Origin of the sequence: Stutzerimonas kunmingensis (assembly GCF_002929225.1) — a bacterium.
In the GTDB taxonomy this organism is placed as follows: domain Bacteria; phylum Pseudomonadota; class Gammaproteobacteria; order Pseudomonadales; family Pseudomonadaceae; genus Stutzerimonas.
Window position 1 is genome coordinate 565,260 of record NZ_PISM01000004.1, and the last position, 16,448, is coordinate 581,707.

17 protein-coding genes are annotated in these 16,448 nt (G+C 62.7%); 11 read left to right on the plus strand and 6 right to left on the minus strand.

The window, feature by feature from the left end:
• Positions 1-174: 174 nt before the first annotated feature.
• Complete coding sequence (locus tag CW305_RS03735) at positions 175-897, minus strand: TorF family putative porin (RefSeq protein ID WP_003299352.1); 723 nt, start codon at positions 895-897, stop codon at positions 175-177.
• A gap of 343 nt (positions 898-1,240) precedes the next feature.
• Here CW305_RS03735 and tilS point away from each other — a divergent pair, with 343 nt between their 5' ends.
• The 6 genes from tilS to ispD all read left to right on the plus strand — a co-directional run bounded on the left by tilS (position 1,241) and on the right by ispD (position 7,630).
• On the plus strand, positions 1,241-2,533 hold the full coding sequence (gene tilS / locus CW305_RS03740) for a tRNA lysidine(34) synthetase TilS (RefSeq protein WP_003299351.1): 1,293 nt from the start codon (positions 1,241-1,243) through the stop codon (positions 2,531-2,533).
• A 166-nt stretch (positions 2,534-2,699) separates the two neighbouring features.
• Complete coding sequence (locus tag CW305_RS03745; RefSeq protein ID WP_104097123.1) at positions 2,700-4,331, plus strand: CTP synthase; 1,632 nt, start codon at positions 2,700-2,702, stop codon at positions 4,329-4,331.
• On the plus strand, positions 4,328-5,173 hold the full coding sequence (gene kdsA / locus CW305_RS03750; RefSeq protein ID WP_104097124.1) for a 3-deoxy-8-phosphooctulonate synthase: 846 nt from the start codon (positions 4,328-4,330) through the stop codon (positions 5,171-5,173). The genes CW305_RS03745 and kdsA overlap by 4 nt, the downstream gene beginning before the upstream one ends.
• Before the next feature lie 33 nt (positions 5,174-5,206).
• Positions 5,207-6,496, plus strand: a complete 1,290-nt coding sequence (gene eno, locus CW305_RS03755) for a phosphopyruvate hydratase (RefSeq protein WP_104097125.1) — start codon at positions 5,207-5,209, stop codon at positions 6,494-6,496.
• A gap of 142 nt (positions 6,497-6,638) precedes the next feature.
• Positions 6,639-6,917, plus strand: coding sequence for a cell division protein FtsB (ftsB, locus tag CW305_RS03760; RefSeq protein WP_014819920.1), 279 nt, complete (start codon positions 6,639-6,641; stop codon positions 6,915-6,917).
• On the plus strand, positions 6,914-7,630 hold the full coding sequence (ispD, locus tag CW305_RS03765) for a 2-C-methyl-D-erythritol 4-phosphate cytidylyltransferase (RefSeq protein ID WP_104097126.1): 717 nt from the start codon (positions 6,914-6,916) through the stop codon (positions 7,628-7,630). The genes ftsB and ispD overlap by 4 nt, the downstream gene beginning before the upstream one ends.
• Before the next feature lie 33 nt (positions 7,631-7,663).
• Here the strand turns inward: ispD and CW305_RS03770 are convergent, their stop codons facing one another.
• The 3 genes from CW305_RS03770 to CW305_RS03780 form a co-directional block, all read right to left on the minus strand.
• Positions 7,664-8,830, minus strand: a complete 1,167-nt coding sequence (locus tag CW305_RS03770; protein WP_014819922.1) for a baeRF3 domain-containing protein — start codon at positions 8,828-8,830, stop codon at positions 7,664-7,666.
• Positions 8,831-8,905: 75 nt separating this feature from the next.
• The gene (locus CW305_RS03775; RefSeq protein ID WP_104097127.1) at positions 8,906-9,220 is read right to left on the minus strand and encodes an HPF/RaiA family ribosome-associated protein; all 315 of its coding nucleotides are present in this window, start codon (positions 9,218-9,220) and stop codon (positions 8,906-8,908) included.
• 125 nt (positions 9,221-9,345) lie between these two features.
• A complete protein-coding gene (locus tag CW305_RS03780; protein WP_104097128.1) occupies positions 9,346-10,257 on the minus strand; it encodes a LysR family transcriptional regulator in 912 nt (303 codons plus the stop codon).
• A gap of 163 nt (positions 10,258-10,420) precedes the next feature.
• Here CW305_RS03780 and CW305_RS03785 point away from each other — a divergent pair, with 163 nt between their 5' ends.
• Together CW305_RS03785 and fghA are read left to right on the plus strand one after the other, a co-directional pair.
• A complete protein-coding gene (locus tag CW305_RS03785; RefSeq protein WP_104097416.1) occupies positions 10,421-11,536 on the plus strand; it encodes an S-(hydroxymethyl)glutathione dehydrogenase/class III alcohol dehydrogenase in 1,116 nt (371 codons plus the stop codon).
• An 88-nt stretch (positions 11,537-11,624) separates the two neighbouring features.
• Positions 11,625-12,470, plus strand: a complete 846-nt coding sequence (gene fghA, locus CW305_RS03790; protein WP_023443759.1) for an S-formylglutathione hydrolase — start codon at positions 11,625-11,627, stop codon at positions 12,468-12,470.
• 134 nt (positions 12,471-12,604) lie between these two features.
• Here fghA and CW305_RS03795 read toward each other — a convergent pair whose 3' ends face one another.
• Together CW305_RS03795 and CW305_RS03800 are read right to left on the minus strand one after the other, a co-directional pair.
• Complete coding sequence (locus CW305_RS03795) at positions 12,605-13,654, minus strand: alkene reductase (protein ID WP_023443760.1); 1,050 nt, start codon at positions 13,652-13,654, stop codon at positions 12,605-12,607.
• A gap of 38 nt (positions 13,655-13,692) precedes the next feature.
• Positions 13,693-13,995 (minus strand): ArsR/SmtB family transcription factor, encoded by a 303-nt coding sequence (locus CW305_RS03800; RefSeq protein ID WP_003285796.1) that lies wholly within the window; start codon positions 13,993-13,995, stop codon positions 13,693-13,695.
• A gap of 181 nt (positions 13,996-14,176) precedes the next feature.
• On the opposite strand from CW305_RS03800, the gene ispF reads away from it, so the two are divergent.
• The 3 genes from ispF to surE are packed head-to-tail and all read left to right on the plus strand — an operon-like array spanning position 14,177 to position 16,436.
• Positions 14,177-14,650, plus strand: coding sequence for a 2-C-methyl-D-erythritol 2,4-cyclodiphosphate synthase (gene ispF / locus CW305_RS03805; RefSeq protein ID WP_003299334.1), 474 nt, complete (start codon positions 14,177-14,179; stop codon positions 14,648-14,650).
• The gene (gene truD / locus CW305_RS03810) at positions 14,647-15,687 is read left to right on the plus strand and encodes a tRNA pseudouridine(13) synthase TruD (RefSeq protein WP_104097129.1); all 1,041 of its coding nucleotides are present in this window, start codon (positions 14,647-14,649) and stop codon (positions 15,685-15,687) included. Before ispF ends, truD begins: the two co-directional genes overlap by 4 nt.
• A complete protein-coding gene (gene surE, locus CW305_RS03815) occupies positions 15,687-16,436 on the plus strand; it encodes a 5'/3'-nucleotidase SurE (protein WP_003299332.1) in 750 nt (249 codons plus the stop codon). The genes truD and surE overlap by 1 nt, the downstream gene beginning before the upstream one ends.
• The last annotated feature ends 12 nt before the right edge of the window (positions 16,437-16,448 follow it).

A 16,448-nucleotide genomic window follows, 5' to 3' on the forward strand; every position in this document is an offset into this window, starting at 1 on the left:
CTCACCGCCCGACAAACGAAACCCTGCCTCGCGGCGGGGTTTCGTTTTTTCTGGGCCTTGCATCGCTCTTACAACAAGGCGGAGGGCCACGTTCGGCGGGTGTCACCCGCTCTACGTCCTGCAGACCATGCGACACGTGACTGGGTCAGGCCTTTGTTGCGGTCCCGACAGGAGTTACAAGCTCTTCGAAACCGAAACCACGAAGGTCGCGTCGCAGTAGTCGTCCTTGCCGACGAAGCCTGCGCATTCGCTGCCGCTCAAGCTGGTGTCGGAGTAGGTCAGGCCGAAGTCCAGACCGGCCATGGTCTTGCTCAGGCCGACCGACCAGTCGTTGTAGGTATCGTCGTTGCCGAAGGTGGCGTCCTTGAAATCGTACTTGCCGTACTGCAGGGCCAGACCGACGTCGTAGGGCAGGGCGTATTCGTAGCCGAGATAGGAGTACAGGGTGGTGTCGTCGCCGGCGAAGTCGTCGGAGTAGGCCGCGCCGGCCGTGAAGCCGTAGGCGCTCAGGCTGCCGTAGTACTCGCTGAAGTTCAGCGCGCTTTCGCCCGGGTAGTCGTACTTGATCCAGCCCAGATCGTAGGAGATGTTCTCGGTGATGTTGTTACCGAAGCCCAGGTAGTAGTCGAATTCCACCGAGGCGTCACCGCCGAAGTCGACGTTGGACGCCCAGGTGCCAACGTACAGGCCGCTCTCGTGGGCTACGTCCAGACCGCCCTGGATGGCGCCGTTGCCCTGGGTTTGCGAGATACCGCGGAACATGTAGTCCGAGGTCAGGCCGACGTTCATGCTGACGTCGAAGTCGCCAACGGGGCTGGAGACGGTTTCCGCGACGGCGAAGCTGCTGGCAGTCACGGCGCTGGCGGCGGCGATGGCGAGGGTCAGTTTCTTGAGCATGGTGGTATGTCCCTAAAGGTGGCGCCGGGTATTCAGTAGCCCGGCTGGTAAGTCAGCAACAGCTTTTGGAATAAGCTGAGCGGACTTTTGCATTTCCCTTGCCAACTACGAGAAAGCCAACGATTACAGAGGCCTAGCTCGAATTTGAATGCCTCGATCTGTTTGCGGCGATCTCAGATAGCCATGGGTGTGCACTGTTTTGGAGCGGCGCGGTGCGGAGGGCGTCAACGAAGGTGCGCCGCTGTGTTTGCGTCGTGCTCTTGAAAGGTGCGCACCGCTGGCGGCTGTAGTCGTGGCGTGCGCTGCCTTATGCTGGCCGCCTTGCCTGAATGAGTCGATTTCCATGCCGGTCGAATCCAAACTGCTCGATGCACTGCGCCCGTGGCTAGCCGCGCGGCGCTGGCTGGTCGGCTTTTCCGGCGGGCTCGATTCGACGGTGCTGCTGCATGCACTGGTGCGACTGACGCAGGGCCGAAGGTTGCCGCCAATCAGCGCCGTCCATGTGCATCACGGCCTGCAGGCGGTCGCCGATGCCTGGCCGGAGCACTGCCGGCAGGTTTGCGAGGGGCTAGGCGTGCCGCTCGAAATCGTGCGGGTGCAGGTCGCGCACGGCGCAAGCCTGGAGCGTGCCGCGCGGGATGCGCGTTACGCCGCCTTCGCTGAACGCCTCGGCGAAGGTGATCTGCTGCTGACCGCGCAGCACCGCGACGACCAGGCCGAGACGCTGCTGTTTCGTCTGTTGCGTGGTGCCGGCGTGCGCGGGCTGGCGGCTATGCCGGCGGAGCGGCCGCTGGGGCAGGGCAGGCTGCTGCGGCCGCTGCTGGCCGTTTCGCGCGCCGAGCTGCAGGCCTACGCCGACGCCCAGGGCCTGCGCTGGATCGAAGACCCGAGCAACCAGTGTGATGATCACGCGCGCAACTACCTGCGTCTGCAGGTGCTGCCGCCGATCAGCCGCCGCTGGCCACAGGCGTCGGCGAACATGGCGCGCACTGCCGCGCACATGGCCGAGGCGCAGGCGTTGCTGGATGAGCTGGCGCAGGCAGACCTTGCTGCTGCGCAGCAGCCATCTCCGGTCGACTGGCTGGCACTGCCCAGTCTCTGTCTGCCGGCGCTGCGTGCCTTGTCGCCAGCCCGACAGCGCAACGCCCTGCGTCATTGGCTGGCGCACCTCACCGAGCTTCCGGACAGCGATCACTGGTGCGGCTGGGAGTCGCTGCGCGATGCGCGAGGCGACGCCACGCCACGCTGGCGGCTGGGGCGTGGCGAGTTGCAGCGCACCGGCGAGCGGGTCTGGTGGGTGGGCAATTCATGGTTGCTGCCGGCAGAGGGGCCGCTCGCCTGGCCGCAGCCATCGACCGATCTGTCGTTGCCCGGCAATGGCAGCCTGCACCTGATCGGTACGGCCCCGGCAGGCCGACTGCAGGTGCGCTACCGAGCCGGCGGCGAGTGGCTGGTACTGCCCGGCCGCGGCCGGCGTGACCTCAAGCGCTTGCTCAATGAGAACGGCGTGCCGGGCTTCGTTCGGGCGCGCCTGCCGCTGCTTTTCTGCGAAGACCAGTTGATCGCGGTGGGCAATCTGCCGCAACTCGACGCAGCTGCCGTTTCGCTGGTCTGGACGTTGCCGCCGGCTGACTGAGGTTTGAGCATGTGGGGCTGATCCAGTAGACTACGCTCCCGTCTCAATACAGCTTTCACGGATCTTCCGAACCGTAGCAGCTGAGCCGTTGCCGCCTCGGGCGCGATGGCACCTTCGCTTTCCCCTCGCGGCGCTAGCCGCTTAACGCAGACTTCTAGGGTTTTTCATGACGCGCTACATCTTCGTCACGGGTGGTGTTGTTTCTTCATTGGGGAAAGGCATCGCCTCGGCTTCATTGGCGGCCATCCTGGAGGCGCGGGGCCTGAAGGTCACGATGCTCAAGCTGGACCCTTATATCAACGTCGATCCGGGCACCATGAGCCCGTTTCAGCACGGCGAGGTGTTCGTCACCCACGACGGCGCCGAGACCGATCTCGACCTGGGCCATTACGAGCGTTTCATTCGCACGCGCATGACCCAGAACAACAACTTCACCACCGGTCGTGTCTACGAAGACGTGCTGCGCCGTGAGCGCCGTGGCGACTATCTGGGTGCGACCATTCAGGTGATTCCGCACATCACCGACGAGATCAAGCGGCGCATCATCAAGGGTGCCGGCGATGCCGAAGTGGCGCTGGTTGAAGTCGGCGGCACCGTCGGCGATATCGAGTCGCAGCCGTTCCTGGAAGCGATTCGCCAGCTGCGTGTTGAGGTTGGCGCCAAGCGCGCCATGCTAATGCATCTGACGCTGGTGCCTTACATCGCCACCGCGGGCGAGACCAAGACCAAGCCGACCCAGCATTCGGTGAAGGAATTGCGTTCCATCGGTCTGCAGCCGGATGTGCTGGTGTGCCGCTCGGAAGTGCCGATCGACCTGTCCTCGCGGCGCAAGATCGCCCTGTTCACCAACGTCGAAGAGCGTGCGGTGATCAGCCTGCCGGACGCCGACACCATCTACAAGATTCCCGGCATGCTGCATGCCCAGGGTCTGGATGACTACGTGCTCGAACGTTTTGGCCTAGAGTGCCGTGGTGCCGATCTTTCGGAATGGGATCGCGTGGTGGACGCCAAGCTGAACCCCGAAAAAGAAGTCACCATCGCCATGGTCGGCAAGTACATGGAACTTCTGGATGCTTACAAATCTCTGATCGAGGCGATGAGTCACGCTGGCATTCAGAGCCGTACCAAAGTGAACCTCCGTTATATCGACTCCGAAGACATCGAGAACCAGGGCACCGGCCTGCTGGAAGGCATGGACGCGATCCTGGTTCCGGGTGGTTTCGGTCTGCGTGGTGTGGAAGGCAAGATCGCCACGGTGCAGTACGCTCGCGAAAACAAGATTCCCTACCTCGGCATCTGCCTTGGCATGCAGGTGGCGGTGATCGAGTTCGCCCGCAACGTGCTGGGCTGGAGCGACGCCAACTCCACCGAATTCGACAAGGACAGTACGCACCCCGTGGTGGGCCTGATCACCGAGTGGGCCGATGCCACCGGTGCGGTGGAGACTCGCAGCGACGCCTCCGATCTGGGTGGCACCATGCGTCTGGGTGCCCAAGAGTGCGGTCTGGAGACCGGCTCCAAGGTGTTCGACTGCTATGGACAGGAGCGCATCGTTGAGCGTCATCGACATCGCTACGAAGTGAACAACAACCTGTTGCCAAAATTGCAGGAAGCGGGGTTGAAAATCACCGGACGGTCCGGTGACGGTGCGCTGGTCGAGGTCGTGGAAGCGCCCGATCATCCCTGGTTCGTGGCCTGTCAGTTCCACCCCGAATTCACCTCCACGCCGCGTGACGGTCATCCGCTGTTCAGCGGTTTTGTCCAGGCGGCGCTGGATTACAAGGCGAGCAAGGCATGAGCCAGAAGATCATCCGCGTCGGCAACATAGAAATCGCCAATGACAAGCCGTTCGTGCTGTTTGGCGGCATCAACGTGCTCGAATCGCGTGACCTGGCCATGCGGGCCTGTGAAGAATATGTGCGCGTGACCGAGAAACTGGGCATTCCCTACGTGTTCAAGGCCAGTTTCGACAAGGCCAACCGATCCTCGATCAACTCCTTCCGTGGCCCGGGGCTGGAAGAGGGCATGCGGATCTTCGAGGACGTGAAAAAGGCCTTCGGCGTGCCGGTCATCACCGACGTTCACGAACCGCATCAGGCGCAACCCGTGGCCGATGTCTGCGACATCATCCAGCTGCCGGCCTTCCTCTCCCGCCAGACTGATCTGGTGGTGGCCATGGCCAGAACCGGCGCGGTGATCAACATCAAAAAGGCCCAGTTCCTGGCACCCCAGGAAATGAAGCACATCCTTACCAAGTGCGAGGAAGCGGGCAACGATCAACTGATCCTGTGCGAGCGCGGCTCCTCGTTCGGCTACAACAACCTGGTGGTCGACATGCTTGGCTTCGGCATCATGAAGCAGATGAACTACCCGGTGTTCTTCGACGTGACCCACGCGCTGCAGATGCCGGGCGGTCGCGCCGATTCCGCCGGCGGACGGCGCGCCCAGGTCACCGAGCTGGCCCGTGCTGGTCTCAGCCAGGGGCTTGCCGGCCTATTCCTCGAGGCCCATCCGGACCCGGACAACGCCAAGTGCGACGGACCCTGCGCATTGCGTCTGGACAAGCTCGAGCCTTTCCTTGCCCAGCTCAAGCAGCTGGACGACCTGATCAAGAATTTTTCGCCAATCGAAACTGCTTGAAGCCTTGCAGCTATCTACGGAGTGTTAATAAAAATGGCAAAGATCGTCGACATCAAGGGGCGTGAAGTTCTCGATTCCCGTGGCAACCCTACTGTGGAAGCCGACGTGATTCTCGATAACGGTATCGTCGGCAGCGCCTGTGCACCCTCAGGTGCGTCCACCGGTTCGCGCGAGGCACTGGAGCTGCGCGATGGCGACAAGAGCCGTTATATGGGCAAGGGTGTACTGAAGGCTGTCGGCAACATCAACGGCCCGATCCGTGATCTGCTGCTGGGCAAGGACCCGGTCGATCAGAAGGCACTGGATCGCGCGATGATCGAACTCGACGGTACCGACAACAAGGCCAAGCTGGGCGCGAATGCCATCCTCGCCGTGTCCCTGGCTGCTGCCAAGGCTGCTGCGCAGGATCAGGACCTGCCGCTCTACGCGCACATTGCCAACCTCAACGGCACGCCGGGCCAGTACTCCATGCCGGTGCCGATGATGAACATCATCAACGGCGGCGAGCATGCCGACAACAACGTCGACATTCAGGAATTCATGGTCCAGCCGGTTGGCGCCAAGACCTTTTCCGATGCCCTTCGCATGGGTACCGAGATCTTCCACAACCTCAAGGCGGTGCTCCAGGCACGTGGCCTGAGCACCTCGGTTGGCGACGAAGGCGGTTTCGCACCGAACCTGGCGTCCAACGAAGACGCCTTGGCAGCCATCGCCGAAGCAGTCGAGAAGGCTGGCTACAAACTGGGTACCGACGTGACCCTGGCGCTGGATTGCGCTTCCAGCGAGTTCTACAAGGACGGCAAGTACGACCTGGCCGGTGAAGGCAAGGTTTTCGATGCGGCAGGCTTTGCCGATTACCTGGCGGGTCTGGCCCAGCGTTATCCGATCATCTCCATTGAAGATGGCATGGATGAGTCCGACTGGGACGGCTGGAAGGTGCTGACCGACAAGATCGGTGAGAAGGTGCAACTGGTCGGCGACGACCTGTTCGTGACCAATACCCGGATTCTCAAGGAAGGTATTGAGAAGGGTATCGGCAACTCGATCCTGATCAAGTTCAACCAGATCGGCTCGCTGACCGAGACGCTGGAAGCCATCCAGATGGCCAAGGCAGCCGGCTATACCGCGGTGATCTCCCACCGCAGCGGCGAAACCGAAGACCACACCATCGCCGACCTGGCTGTTGGCACTGCCGCTGGTCAGATCAAGACTGGTTCACTGTGCCGTTCGGATCGCGTTTCCAAGTACAACCAGCTGCTGCGCATCGAAGAGCAGCTGGCCGGCAAGGCATCGTACAAGGGTCGCGCCGAATTCCGCGGCTGATCCGCGGTACTTAAAAAAGGGCGGCGCAAGTCGCCCTTTTTTGTTTCAATCGCTCCGTGCCCGCGTGCAAACTCTTCGTGCCTCCAGAGCCGTCGCTGTTTGCCAATACCCGAATTTCAGCTGAAGTCGTTTCATGCCTTCTATGCGTCGCCCCTACTGGTTGTTCGTCGTACTGATACTGCTGCTGGGTGGTCTGCAGTACCGTCTCTGGGTGGGCGAGGGCAGCCTGGCTCAGGTCAATGGCCTGAACAAGCAGATCGCCGAACAGCAGGGTGAGAACGAGCGTCTCCTGGAGCGCAATCGAATCCTCGAGGCGGAGGTTCTGGAGCTCAAGCAGGGCATGGAGACCGTCGAAGAGCGGGCCCGCCAGGAACTCGGCATGGTCAAAGAGGGCGAAACCCTCTATCAGCTGATCGAATGAGCCTGCGCGATCAGCCTGCCTTCTGGGTCGTCATCCCGGCTGCCGGCGTCGGCAGTCGTATGCGTGCTGACCGTCCCAAGCAGTATCTGTTGCTGGGTGAGCGCAGCATTATCGAACACACCCTCGATTGTTTTCTGGACCACCCGGCACTTGCTGGTTTGGTGGTTTGCATCGCGCCTGACGATCCCTACTGGCCGGCGCTGCCCTGCGCCCACGATACTCGCGTGCAGCTTGCACCGGGCGGTCGTGAACGCTGCGATTCGGTACTCAGTGGGCTGCAGCGCCTTGATGAGCTGGGCGCGAATGAGCATGACTGGGTGCTGGTGCACGACGCGGCCCGTCCCAATCTGGCGCGTGAGGATCTGGACAGGTTGCTGGTCGAGTTGGCCGATGATCCGGTCGGTGGTCTGCTGGCTGTTCCGGCGCGGGACACCCTCAAGCGCGTAGGTCCGGATGGGCGTGTGGTGAAGACGGTGGACCGTAGCGTCATCTGGCAGGCTTTCACTCCGCAGATGTTCCGCCTGGGCATGTTGTGCGACGCGCTCGAAGCTGCACTCGCGTCCCGTATGCAGGTTACCGACGAGGCGTCGGCACTGGAGTGGGCAGGTCACTCGCCTAGGGTGGTAGAAGGGCGGGCGGACAACCTGAAGGTCACCCGGCCCGAAGATCTGGAGTGGCTGGCGCAGCGCTGGAAGACAGACCGCGAGTCTTGAGAACGGGCAGGGGTTGCCTGCCCGCCATTTACATCAGAAGCGATAGATCGCCGCCGCGCCGGTGCCGGTCGGCATCCGTTCAGTCGGTACCACAACCACGTCTCCACCTTGCTCGAGTGTCCAGATGGTCAGCTCGTCCAGCAGGTCGGGTGTGTTGACGTCATCTTCGCTGGTCGGCGTTGCCGTTCCGTCAGTTTTGTCGACATGGCCGGGAATCTGCCGCTCGGCCTCCACCAGCAAGGTGGCGACCCGGCCTTGGCGGGTGGCCTGACCGATATCCTCGAGGTGGTCGGATGCCAGCCCCTGGCCATGGGATGCCCCGAACTGGTTGAGCAAGCCTTCCAGGCGCTTGAGATAGCGCGGCTGCATCACCATCCAGCTTTTCTCGCGCAGCTCATTGACGCTCAATGCGTTCTGGCCGGTCTCGATGCCCTCCGGCAACAGGCAGTCATTGTGGCTGAGGCGTCGGAAGTGCGACTGCTGCTCGGGCAGAGCGGCGAGGATCAGCGGCAGGCCGGATGGGCGCGAGTGATGTTCGGTGATGGCGCGATCGACTTCGCGAAAGTAGCGATCACGGTCCCGGTCGATCTCCGCCTGCTTGCCGCTGCCGCCGGCCTCCACCTGCATCGGGTCGCCGCGTTCGCTGGAGCGGCCATAACCCTGGGGAAACCCACTTTGACCCTTCTCGGTGAGGTCGCTGCCCAGGGCGTCGGCGAGTGTCCGGGGCACACCGTCGTGCAGCTTCACCTCGTCGAGGGCATCACGGTTGCCCTCGAACAAGCGTACCGAGTCGCGCGAGAGGCAGAGGATCTGAAAGCGGTCGGCTGACTGCGCAATGCGTACCAGCGGTTTGAGGTGCATGCGCGCGTTGGCCACGGCCATTTCCGGCACGCTGCGTTGCAGTCGATAGACCTGGAAGTAGTCCTTGGCGGCAAAAGCGGCCAGGCCGTCGAGGCTGTGGTTCCAGAAGTCACTGTTATCGATCAGGGCGTAGAACGGCTCGAGCAGGGTGTGTGCCTTGTCGCCATGGCCTTGCTGCTTGAGTGATTCTTCCAGCTGCTTGACCAGGTGCTTGAAGCGGATCGGGTCCTGCTGACGCTCGGGAAAGCTGCGATGAGTGGGTTGGTACACGGACAGGCAGGGCCCGTCTCGTTTTGACAGCAGTTTGGTCAGGGTTTCGCGGTCGAGCAGTCGGTTCATGCGTGGCCTCCAGTAGCGGTGGTTCGGTCCCTCGCAGAAGTGTCGATGGCGCGCTCATTGGCCATCGAGGGCCAGTCAGTGGCGGTTGATCTTGTCCAGAACGTGGCTCAGTGCGTGGTTCAGCTTCTCCGCGGCGCCGTTGATTGCCAGGTCCAGCGTTTCGGCCTTGTGGGTGGCCGAGATGGGGTCGTGACCCTTGACCCTCGCCTCCATCTGGCAGCGCTTGTCATGGGGGCCGCTCTTGCTGCTGTTTTCGTCGTTGAGATGGACCTCGACTCGGGTCAGATGATCATCGAAGCGCTCCAGTTCGGTCTCGACCGTGGCCTTCACTCGCTCTTCCAGATCGGCGGTGACGCTGATGCTGTGGTTACTGTTCACCAGAACCTGCATGGTTTCCTCCTGATTGCAGCGCTGCGCTCGTCCAGCGCGGGCGGCTCGAAGAGCAGCAGCTACACAGGGTACGACGTGGGGGATTAAGGCGGGTTCCGCGTCATTAGAGGCGTCTGACGCGCGGTTCAGTGCCCGTTCCGGTCGCCAGTCCCGGCGTACTCCGAACGTCTGGCAAGACCGGTCTTGAGCGCCTCGATCAAGAGGCGAACTTTCGGTAGCGGGTAGCGCCGTTGCGGGTAAACCGCCCACACGGCGGTATCTGGCGGCTGATTGCTTTCCAGTAGCGAAACCAGCTCGCCGCGACGCAGCGGCCCTTGCACGTAGTAGTCCGGCAGCTGGCACAGGCCAAAGCCACGCAGGGCTGCATCCAGCACCGCCTCGCCACTGTTGCAGCGCCAGTTGCCGCTGGGCTTGAAGTGCTGCTCGCGGCCCTCGATCTGAAACGACCAGATGTCGCTCGTGCCGATCAGGCAGTTGTGTCGCGCCAGCTCCGACAGGGTGTGTGGCCGTCCGTAGCGTTCCAGGTAGCTCGGTGCAGCACACAGGTACATTGCTCGCGGCGCGATGCGGGTGGCGACCAGGCGCGACTCGCCGAGTTTGCCGAGGCGGATGGCCAGGTCGTAGCCCTCCTGAACCAGATCGAGGGTGCGGTTGGACAGCTCGATATCGACGCGCAGTTGCGGGTGCTGGGCCATGAATTCGTTCACCAGCGGCACGATGAAGCGCTCGCCATAGGCCACCGCAGCGGTCATGCGTAACAGCCCGGTCGGTGCGCTGTGCAGATCGCTGATGGCCAGAAAGGCTTCGTCACGTTCCTCGATCAAGCGTTGGCAACGGGTGAAGAAGGTATGCCCGGCCTCGGTCAGCGAGACGCGGCGGGTGGTGCGATAGAGCAAACGCGCCTGCAGGCGTTCTTCAAGGCGCGCGACCTGTCGGCTGACATGCGAGGATGAAACCCGCAGGTGCTCAGCGGCGCGCATGAAGCTGCCGCATTCGGCGACAGCCACGAATTCGTCGAGACCTTCCCAGCGGCTCATGGGTTCTCCGGTGTCAGATTCCAGCAAGCGGGTTGCAAAGATCTTAACGTGATGAGCGCCGATTGTCCCTCAACAGCAATAATGTTTTCCCGGGGCTGTCGTTAATCCCCGTTTGGCCATGAATTACACTCTCTGCTTTCCAGTCACATCGAGAGTGATGTCCATGACCATCAAGTCGCGCGCCGCCGTTGCCTTCGGCCCCAACCAGCCTCTGCAGATCGTGGAAGTGGACGTAGCCCCACCCAGGGCTGGCGAAGTCCTGATCCGCATCGTCGCCACCGGTGTGTGCCACACCGATGCTTACACGCTCTCGGGCGAGGATTCGGAAGGCGTGTTTCCGTGCATCCTCGGTCACGAGGGCGGCGGCATCGTCGAGGCGGTGGGCGAGGGCGTCACCTCGGTTGCCGTCGGCGATCACGTGATTCCGCTCTATACCGCCGAATGCCGGCAGTGCAAGTTCTGCAAGTCGGGCAAGACCAACCTCTGCAGCTCGGTTCGCGCCACTCAGGGCAAGGGCCTGATGCCCGACGGCACCACCCGCTTCAGCTATCAGGGCGAGCCGATTTACCACTACATGGGCTGCTCGACCTTCTCCGAGTACACCGTGCTGCCGGAAGTCTCGGTGGCGAAGATCCCGAAAGAGGCCCCGTTGGAAAAAGTCTGCCTGCTCGGTTGCGGCGTCACCACCGGTATCGGTGCCGTGCTCAACACCGCGAAGGTGGAAGAGGGGGCGACCGTGGCGATATTCGGCCTGGGCGGCATCGGTCTGGCAGCGATCATCGGTGCGAAGATGGCCAAGGCCAGCCGGATCATTGCCATCGACATCAATCCGGGCAAGTTCGCCATTGCCGAAGAACTGGGCGCCACCGATTTCGTCAATCCGAAGGACTACGAAAAGCCGATCCAGGACGTGATCGTCGAGATGACCGACGGCGGCGTCGACTATTCCTTCGAGTGCGTTGGCAACGTTCAACTGATGCGCGCGGCGCTCGAGTGCTGCCACAAGGGCTGGGGCGAATCGACCATCATCGGCGTAGCCGGTGCGGGGCAGGAGATCAGTACCCGTCCGTTCCAGCTGGTCACGGGACGCGTCTGGCGCGGTTCGGCGTTCGGCGGCGTGAAGGGTCGTACCGAGCTGCCGAGCTATGTGGAGAAGGCGCAGAGCGGCGAGATTCCACTGGATACCTTCATCACCCACAACATGCCGCTGGACCAGATCAACGAAGCGTTCGACCTGATGCACGAAGGCAAGAGCATCCGGACCGTCATTCACTTCTGATCCCAGGGTGGATAACGCCGTCGCCAGACGGATTGTCCACCTCGACCGGTGGAAGCCCGCGCGGTTTCCACCTTCGCGAGGCCTGTTCATGACCCTTGAAATCGTTTCCAGCAACAAGAGCTTCGGCGGCTGGCACAAGCGCTATCGCCACCGTTCCAGCAGCCTGAACTGCGACATGGTGTTCGCCGTGTACCTGCCGCCGCAGGCGGAGCAGGGCGAACAGCTGCCGGTGCTTTACTGGCTGTCCGGGCTGACCTGCACCGATGAGAACTTCATGCAGAAGGCCGGGGCGTTGCGGCTAGCTGCCGAGCTCGGCCTGATCATTGTCGCGCCGGATACCAGTCCACGCGGCGCCGGCGTGCCGGACGATCCCGAAGGGGCCTGGGACTTCGGCCTTGGCGCCGGCTTCTACCTCAACGCCACCCAGGAACCCTGGGCTCAGCATTACCGGATGTACGAGTACGTCGTCGACGAGCTGCCGGCACTGATCGAGGAAAATTTTCCCGTTTCCGATCGTCGCGGTATCAGCGGGCACTCGATGGGTGGCCACGGCGCGCTGATCTGTGCGCTGAAGAATCCGGGTCGCTACCAGTCGCTTTCGGCTTTCGCACCCATCAGCAATCCGCTCAACTGCCCGTGGGGCGAGAAGGCGTTCAGCCGCTACCTGGGCGCCGACCATTCGCGCTGGCGCGAGTGGGATGCCTGCGCGCTGATTGCCGATGCCGGCGAGAAGCTGCCGATGCTGGTCGATCAGGGCGATCGTGATGACTTCATGGAGGGTCAGCTCAAACCGCAGGCGCTGCGTGCCGCTGCGGACGCTGTCGGGCACCCGCTGACGCTGCGCATCCAGCCGGGCTATGACCATAGCTACTACTTCATCGCCAGCTTTATCGATGATCACCTGCGTCATCATGCCGAGGCGCTGAAGGCGTAGGGTGGATGACGGTGGAGCCTCAGCCGCGCGTCCGGTTCGGCTCGCCGCGCTGGTCGATACGTCAGGTGCCTGTGCGGCAGGAATAAAAAAGGCCCGTCCGGACATGCCGGTCGGGCCTTTCCATCGCCAGGAGCTTAGAGCGACGGATAATCGGTATAGCCAGCCGCGCCCTGGGCGTAGAACAGCTCGGGTTTCGGCTCGTTCAGCGGTGCGTCCTGACGCAGGCGCTCGACAAGATCCGGGTTGGCGATGTACGGGATGCCGAAGGCCACGGCATCGGCCTTGCCCTCAGTCAGCCAGGCGTTGGCCTGTTCCTTGGTGAAGCGTTCGTTGGCGATATAGATGCCACCGAATATCCTCTTCAGCTGTGGGCCGAGGCTGTCTTCACCGGCTTTTTCGCGAGTGCAGATGAAGGCGATACCGCGCTTGCCCAGTTCACCGGCAACATAGCCAAAGGTCTCGGCGCGGTTGGAATCGCCCATGTCATGGGAGTCGGCACGCGGCGCAAGGTGTACGCCAACACGCCCTGCGCCCCACACGGAGATGGCGGCATCGGTCACTTCCAGCATCAGCCGGGCGCGGTTTTCCAGCGAGCCACCGTAGGCGTCACTGCGCTGGTTGGTGCTGTCCTGCAGGAACTGGTCGAGCAGATAGCCGTTCGCGCCATGAATCTCGACCCCATCGAAACCAGCTTCCTTAGCGTTCTCCGCACCCTTGCGGTAGGCCTCAACGATGCCCGGAATCTCAGCGGTTTCCAGCGCACGAGGCGTCTCGTAATCCTTCATTGGTCGCACCAGGCTGACATGGCCGGCTGGTTTGATGGCGCTGGGTGCGACCGGTAGCTGGCCGTCGAGGTAGATCGGGTCGGAGATACGGCCGACGTGCCAGAGCTGCAGGACGATCTTGCCGCCTTTGGCGTGCACTGCATCGGTGACCTTTTTCCAGCCCTGAATCTGCTCGGCGGACCAGATGCCGGGGGTGTCCGGGTAGCCGACGCCCATCGGGGTCACGGAGGTGGCTTCGCTGATGATCAGGCCGGCGTCGGCGCGCTGGGCGTAGTACTCGGCAATCAGGTCGCCGGGAACGCGGCCGGGCTCGGCGCGGCAGCGGGTCAGGGGAGCCATGATGACGCGGTTGTTCAGTTCCAGATCGCCGATCTTGATCGGGTCGAAAAGTGTGGGCATAGCAATACCGCTCCTTTACTGGTGGTGCGAAAAGGGACTCAGAGTTCCTGGCCGATGCGCTCGACGAACGACTCGATGATCGCGTCGTTGCGCTTGAAGAAGTGCCACTGGCCGACCTTTTGGCTGGTGATCAGCCCGGCTTTCTGCAGGGTCGCCAGATGGGCCGATACGGTTGACTGCGACAGGCCGGCACGCTGATCGATCTGCCCGGCACAGACGCCGTTTTCCAGCGAATGGTGCTGCTCGGAGAAATACCGCTGCGGCTCCTTCAGCCAGCGCAGGATGTCGCGACGCAGCGGGTGGGCGAGGGCCTTGATGATGTCGTCAAAGTCGTCCGGCATGGGATGGCTCTGGGCTGTATATCGGAATGAGGCGAACTATATATCGCTTTTTTCCGATATGAGATCGATTCGACTGATGGTGGTTATTGGCTGTGTCGATGATCGGGAGGTGCCGCGGACACTCAAGCAGCACCCGGCTCCTGTAGAATCGCCGCCTCGAGATTTTCAGGGTTTTGCATCTATGCGTATCGGCCACGGTTACGACGTGCACCGCTTCGGCGAGGGCGATCACATCACGCTTGGCGGCGTGCGGATTCCACACAGGTTTGGGCTGTTGGCTCATTCCGACGGTGACGTGCTGCTGCATGCCTTGAGTGACGCGTTGCTCGGTGCCGCTGCGCTGGGCGATATCGGCAAGCACTTCCCGGACACCGACCCGCAATTCAAGGGCGCCGACAGCCGCGCTTTGCTGCGCCATGTGCTCGTCCAGGTCCAGGCCAAGGGATACGTCGTCGGCAATGTCGACGCCACCATCATCGCCCAGGCGCCGAAGATGGCACCGCACATCGACAGCATGCGCGCGTTGATCGCGGCCGACCTGCAGGTCGAGCTGGACCAGGTCAACGTCAAGGCCACCACGACCGAGAAGCTGGGTTTCACCGGGCGTGAGGAGGGGATCGCCGTTCACGCGGTTGCCTTGCTGGTCCGCGCATGACCGAAGATCAGCTGCTCGGGCCGCGCGCCCATGGCGAGCCCTGTGGCAGTGCCGTGCTGAAAGCGGTTGCCGAGGATTTTCAGGTCGATGAAGTGCTCGATATCCCGCTGTCCGGCGAAGGCGAGCACCTCTGGTTGTGGGTGGAAAAGCGCAATCTGAACACCGAGGAAGCCGCCAAACGCATCGCCCGCGCCGCTGGCGTGCCGCTGAAGATGATCAGCTACGCCGGGCTCAAGGACCGCCAGGCATTGACTCGCCAGTGGTTCAGCCTGCATCTGCCGGGCAAGAGCGATCCGGATCTTGCCGCTGCCGAGGGCGACGGCCTGGCGATCCTCAAGCGCACCCGGCATCAGCGTAAGCTGCAGCGCGGCGCGCACTCGGCCAATGGCTTCCGCCTACGCTTGACGGAGCTGCGCGGTGAGCATGCCGCGCTGGATGAGCGGCTGGCGCGGATCAAGGCCTCCGGCGTGCCGAATTACTTCGGCCTGCAGCGTTTCGGCTATGAGGGCAGCAACCTGCACGGTGCACGGCACTTCGCGGCGAAAGGCGAGCTTCCGGAGCAGCGCAACATGCGTTCGCGGCTGCTTTCGGCTGGCCGCAGTTACCTGTTCAACCGTGTGCTCGCCGAACGGGTTGGGGATGGCAGCTGGGATCAGGCACGGGTAGGCGATCTTCTGGCGTTCACCGACAGTCGCAGCTTTTTCCCGGCCGGGCCGGAGGAGTGCGGCGACCCACGCCTGACGATTCTGGATCTGCATCCGACCGGCCCTTTATGGGGCATGGAAGGCTCTCCAGCATGTGACGAAATTCAGGCACTGGAAAACGCCGTCGCCGAAACTGAACCCGCGGTCGTCAATTGGTTGGCGCAGGCAGGAATGAAGCACGAACGGCGCATTCTTCGCCTCCCCATCGGCGGTTTGTCGTGGCATTATCCCGAGCCTTACATTCTGCAACTGGAATTCGTCCTGCCGACCGGATGCTTCGCCACCGCCGTGGTGCGTGAGCTGGTCAGCCTGGCAGGGCAGACGGACATCTGATGCGTATTCTGATCGCCAACGACGACGGGGTGTATGCACCCGGGCTCGCCGCGCTTTATGACGCGCTGGCCGACTATGCCGAGTGCAAGGTGGTAGCCCCGATCCAGGATATGAGCGGCGCCAGCAGCGCCCTTACCCTGGACCGCCCGCTTCATCCTGTCAGCATGCCGAACGGCTTCATCGGGCTGAACGGCTCGCCCACCGATTGCGTGCATCTGGGCCTGAACGGGCTGCTCGAAGAAACACCGGACATGGTGGTTTCGGGCATCAACCTCGGCGCCAATCTGGGCGACGATGTGCTCTATTCCGGCACGGTTGCCGCGGCCATCGAAGGCCGCTTCACCGGCCGCCCGGCCTTTGCCTTCTCGCTGGTCTCTCGCTCCACGGAAAACCTGCCGACCGCTGCGCATATCGCGCGCCTGCTGGTGGAGAAGCACGACCAGCTCGAAGTGCCGCCGCGCACGGTGCTCAGCGTCAACGTGCCGAACCTGCCGCTTGATCACATTCGTGGTATCCAGCTCACTCGTCTGGGGCATCGCAGCCGTGCCAAGCCGCCGGTCAAGCAGGCCAACCCTCGGGGCAAGGAGGGCTACTGGATATCCGTGGCCGGGGACGTCGAGGATGGCGGACCGGGTACCGATTTTCATGCGGTGATGCAGGGTTACGTATCGATTACCCCGCTGCAGCTGGATCGAACTTTTCATGAGGCCTTCAACGGTCTCGAGAGCTGGCTGGAGAACGTGCTGTGAGACATCGCGAAC